Annotated in this window: 4 protein-coding genes; all 4 read right to left on the bottom strand. The window is 53.0% G+C overall.

Annotated elements, in window-relative coordinates:
• Positions 1-142 precede the first annotated feature (142 nt).
• Entirely contained in the window at positions 143-613 is a 471-nt protein-coding gene (locus ACOJS8_RS00910) for a hypothetical protein (RefSeq protein WP_420146649.1), read from the bottom strand.
• An 88-nt stretch (positions 614-701) separates the two neighbouring features.
• Positions 702-836, bottom strand: coding sequence for a hypothetical protein (locus ACOJS8_RS00905; RefSeq protein WP_420146648.1), 135 nt, complete (start codon positions 834-836; stop codon positions 702-704).
• A complete protein-coding gene (locus tag ACOJS8_RS00900; RefSeq protein ID WP_420146647.1) occupies positions 811-1,266 on the bottom strand; it encodes a hypothetical protein in 456 nt (151 codons plus the stop codon). The genes ACOJS8_RS00905 and ACOJS8_RS00900 overlap by 26 nt, the downstream gene beginning before the upstream one ends.
• 12 nt (positions 1,267-1,278) lie before the next feature.
• A partial coding sequence (locus ACOJS8_RS00895; RefSeq protein ID WP_420146646.1) for a fibronectin type III domain-containing protein occupies positions 1,279-4,290 on the bottom strand: 3,012 nt, incomplete at its 5' end.

Raw genomic sequence — 4,290 nt, 5'->3', positions numbered from 1 at the left:
CACCACAACCTACCATCAATGAATCGCTACGTTCCGGGGTTCGGTGCAGTTACGTTCCATCTGTAAGCGGAGCAGATATGTTCCGGAAAGTAAGTTGAGCAACGTAACACGTTCATATACTAACTGTCAGCACGATATGGTTTCATGGTTTAGCCCGGACGCGTTTTTCCACGAATTTGTCGCCACCCCACGTATCGGCGGGCATTTCTTTTCCCCTTCGGTCGAACACTTTTTTGAAACCTGAAAAAACTAGCGTATCGCCCTGCAATTCCCAGGTTTGTTCATCAGCAAAATCAACCCAGGTCGTATCCGAATAATACCGGAACGTCTCTTTGTACCGATTACCGTCCAGCGTATACGTACCGGCCCCTGACCCGTGGAAGCTGCCATCGGGGTTGTAGTGTATGAAGCTGAAAAAGCCGTCGTGGAAGATTTTAAGTTGCTGCGGGCGGACAGGCTTTTCTAGTTTACCGTCCACTCGGTTTTCAACCACTTCCCAGGCACCCTCAATCGGCGAACGGGAGGCAGAACCGGTTGTGGCTGTCGATTTGTCGGCGCTCTGACAGGCGGCAGCGAGTAGTAATGTGATCACGGATAAATAGGTGCCCTTCATTGTATGAATTGAGTTAATAAGTACGCTATAAACCTACTCGCATCTGGATAGGCTGGATAGTAAAAATGCGACATTCACCACAGGCGTATCATCTGGCCGCTACTCGTGCTACGTAGCATGAACCGAGGTCTTTCAGTCTATTCGCAATCAATACCCACATCTCGGCATTTTGGACCGTAATACGCTCATTTCCTGAATCATTCCGGTACCAGCGTGTATTCATTCACCGTATTTCCAGTTTTCACATTGCCCGTGGTTCGCCGAATAATTAACTGCTCCGGTTGCCACCCCAATAGCTCAAATTCGATCAACCCATCGGTGCCATACGGCACTGGACTCAGGCTATGAAATGTGAGTTTGCGCGTACCCGTATCGACCGACCAGCTTCCTGTAAACACTTCGCCCGTAAACTCGGTGTAGGTTACTTTGTCGGCAGCAAAAAGCAGCTTATACTTAGCGTAACCGGCATAAATATTACTCTGAGCATCAGCCTTGTAAACGACAGTTGTGCCTTCTTTCACTTCGGCGGCTTTCCAGCTTTTCAGCACATCGACGGTATCATCGAGCGCCGGGGCTGGTTCCGAACGTTTGCATTGTCCAAACGTCAGTAAACTTCCGACCAGCAGGTATTGACAAAAACGAGTAAGTTTCATGATTGCGTGGAGTTATTGTTTGATGAATCGGAAAAACTGCGGTTTCTGGTTGCCTATAACTTCCAGATAATACGTTCCGGTATTGAGCTGACTGACCGGAACTTCAACTTCCTGAACGCGGCCGCTGAGCGGTATTTCCTGCATTAATCGTCCCGACGTATCGCGGATACGTAGCATCTGCGGATTTGTTCCGCTGCCCACGGTATAGTGCAGTACATTCGTTGCCGGATTGGGATAAAGCTTCGATTCGGCAGGTGGTGGGCCAATCGCCGTAACGATAAACCGTACTTCGGCGGTATTGGAATAATCGGACATGAGCATGGCCCGGTACGCCCGCACCCGATAGGCGTAAGTGCTCTGGGCGCGTAGGCTCTCATCCTTGTAGAGAAATACATTGGCGCCCAGTTCGACGAGCTTTTCAAAGTTGCCCCCGTTTACCGACTGTTCGACCTGAAAACCTGTTTCGTTGGCCGTGTTATCCTGCCAGACCAGCAGCGCTACGTTATTGACGAGCGAAACCGTCAGATTGCTGGGCGCGGTTAGCGTTGTGGTCGACGTAGCTTGTGTAGTGGCTTCCGCTACGTTCGACCATTCGGACGCACCAGCGCTGTTTTTGGAACGAACCCGGAAATAGTATTTCGTGCTGGCGTTTAAGCCCGTAGCGGCATACGTAACAGCGTTGACTCCCGCACTTGCCGAATTACCCCACGTTACGTTGTCCGCGCTACGTTCAATGTCAAACCCCTCTTCATTGTTCGACGCATCAGTCCAGCTCAGGTCAATTTGCGTCGTGCTGCTGGCTGTGGCTTTCAGGCTGGTGGGCGTTGTAGGTTTTGTTATCGTTACGGGAGGTGCCTGCGTCGTCGCGTCTGCTACGTTCGACCAACCCGACGTGCCGACACTGTTTTTCGCCCGGACGCGGAAGAAATATTTTGTACTGGCATTCAGACCATTAACGGCATACGTAGTGGTATTGACGCCGACACTCACCGAGTTGCCCCACGCTACGTTGTCGGTGCTACGTTCAATATCGAAGCCGTCTTCGTTGTTGGAGGCATCGTTCCAGGTCAGGTTGATCTGGCTGGCGCTGGTGGCCGAGGCAACTAAATTGGTCGGAACAGCCGGTGACGTTATGGGCACGGCGGGCATGGTAATGGTGAATAAGTTGCTGAACGCCGATTCGAAGGGCGTTTTGGCCCGCACCCGATACTGGTACGTAGCACTGGGCGTCAGGCCACTGTTGGTGTATTTGCCCGAAATGTCGCCCGATGCATTTGCCGTGAACGCGAGTGTACCCACCGGAAGGCTGTTGAACGTAGCGCCCCCATCGTCCGAACGCTGCACATCGAACGTAACGCTAAAGCCGGGCAAGGTTTTGTATTTCCAGGCCAGTTCGACCACCGTCTGCGACGTAGCAACCGCCACCAGATCCGTCGGGGTGGCGGGTGGACCGGCTGGCGTTCGAACCGGAATGAGCGTGCTCCAGCCCGACTTACCCGCGCAGTTCTCGGCTCTGACCCGAACGTAGTATTGCGTATTCGGGCCAACGTTGATCACGGCAGATGACGAGTTCTGGGCTACGGTTACGCTGATTCCCGACGTTTCGGTAGGTTCATGATTATTCGAATATTGAATCACGAAATAACTTTCACGGCTGTACGATTCGTTTGCCCCGCCCCATTTCACCTCCGCTTCCGAGCTGCTTCGGGCCGTAGCCGTTACGTTGCTGGGCGGCTCAGGGATGGCAATGCTGGTGGTTACTGTGGCTGCACTCCAGGCCGATTCGCCACCGGCATTTTTTGCCCGTACCCGCACATAAATTTTATGTCCGCACCCCGGCCACGATCCTTCAATTTTATGCTGGGTCATGTTGGCGTCCACACTAGCCAAGCCGCCGGTATACTGGTCGTTCTCGCCCCACTGAATGTCAAAACCGGTTTCATTGTTAGATCTATCCTGCCAGGATGCCGTGATTTCCGTGACGCGGTCGGCGTTGCGGGTCCAGTTTTGCGACAGACTGCCATCGATCATTGGAGCCGTGGGGGGAGAGGTTGTGCCCCCCTGCGTTCGGGCATTAACGATGTGCGTGTAGGCCGAACCTGCCGAACCTTTCAGCCCGCGAACCCGATAGTGATACGTTGTACTGGCCGTCAGGCCCGTGTTCTGATACGTAACAACGTTAGTCCCCACCGTAGCAATCCTGCTAAAGCTCGTCCCGTCCGTACTCCGTTCGACTTCATAGCCTGTTTCATCCGTAGACCGATCCGACCAAGCCAGATTGATTTGTGAGGAGGAAATCACCGTTGCCCGCAGATCCAGGGGCGATTCGGGACCCATGTCGTAGTCCACTACGTTGGAATAACCTGATTGCTGCGCGCCAGTGATGGCTCGTACCCGGAAATAATTTTTTGTGGACGTAGTGAGGTTGATTTCGTATTGCGTTACGTTGGCGGCCGTGGTAGTCGCTCTGGAGAACGTAGTACCATTGGTCGATGACTCCACTTCGAAACCCGTTTCGTTATTGGAATTGTCTCTCCAGCTTAGCCGTACATTGTTCATGTTGTTGGCCAGCAAGGGCGTCAGGACCAGTTCAGAAGGGGCCGACGGTGCCTGAGTCGTAGCCTCCTGCGTTCTGGCATTGTCCGTATTGCTCCACCCAGACTCGCCCGCGCAGTTCTGGGTCTTTACCCGAAAATAATACGTCGTATTTGCGTTCAGGCCGCCAATCGTTTTGCCGTTAGCGTTCTGATCGGCTGTCGTCTGAACAGGCGACGAGAAACTACTGCTGGTGGAATACTGAATAATGAATCCACTTTCGCGACTATATGACTCATTGGCTCCGCCCCACTTCAGTTCAATTTCTGAACTACTTTTGGGCGTTGCTTCTACGTTGTTGGGCGGTTCGGGAATGGCAATGCTGGTAGTCACATAGGTTTCTGACCAGGTCGATGGTCTGATGGCGTGTTTTGCCCGTACCCGCACGTACACTTTCTGTCCGCAACCCGGCCACGACCCTTCGATCTT

This window comes from Spirosoma sp., from assembly GCF_048594605.1.
GTDB lineage: Bacteria > Bacteroidota > Bacteroidia > Cytophagales > Spirosomataceae > Spirosoma.
The sequence above is the reverse complement of the archived record's forward strand: the minus strand, read 5'-3'. Positions and strand labels throughout refer to the sequence as shown.

Excerpts from the sequence above, each read along its gene's own strand:
- ACOJS8_RS00900 (WP_420146647.1), bottom strand. The coding sequence starts at position 1,266 with ATGAAACTTACTCGTTTTTGTCAATACCTGCTGGTCGGAAGTTTACTG.
- ACOJS8_RS00905 (WP_420146648.1), bottom strand. The coding sequence starts at position 836 with ATGAATACACGCTGGTACCGGAATGATTCAGGAAATGAGCGTATTACG.
- ACOJS8_RS00910 (WP_420146649.1), bottom strand. The coding sequence starts at position 613 with ATGAAGGGCACCTATTTATCCGTGATCACATTACTACTCGCTGCCGCC.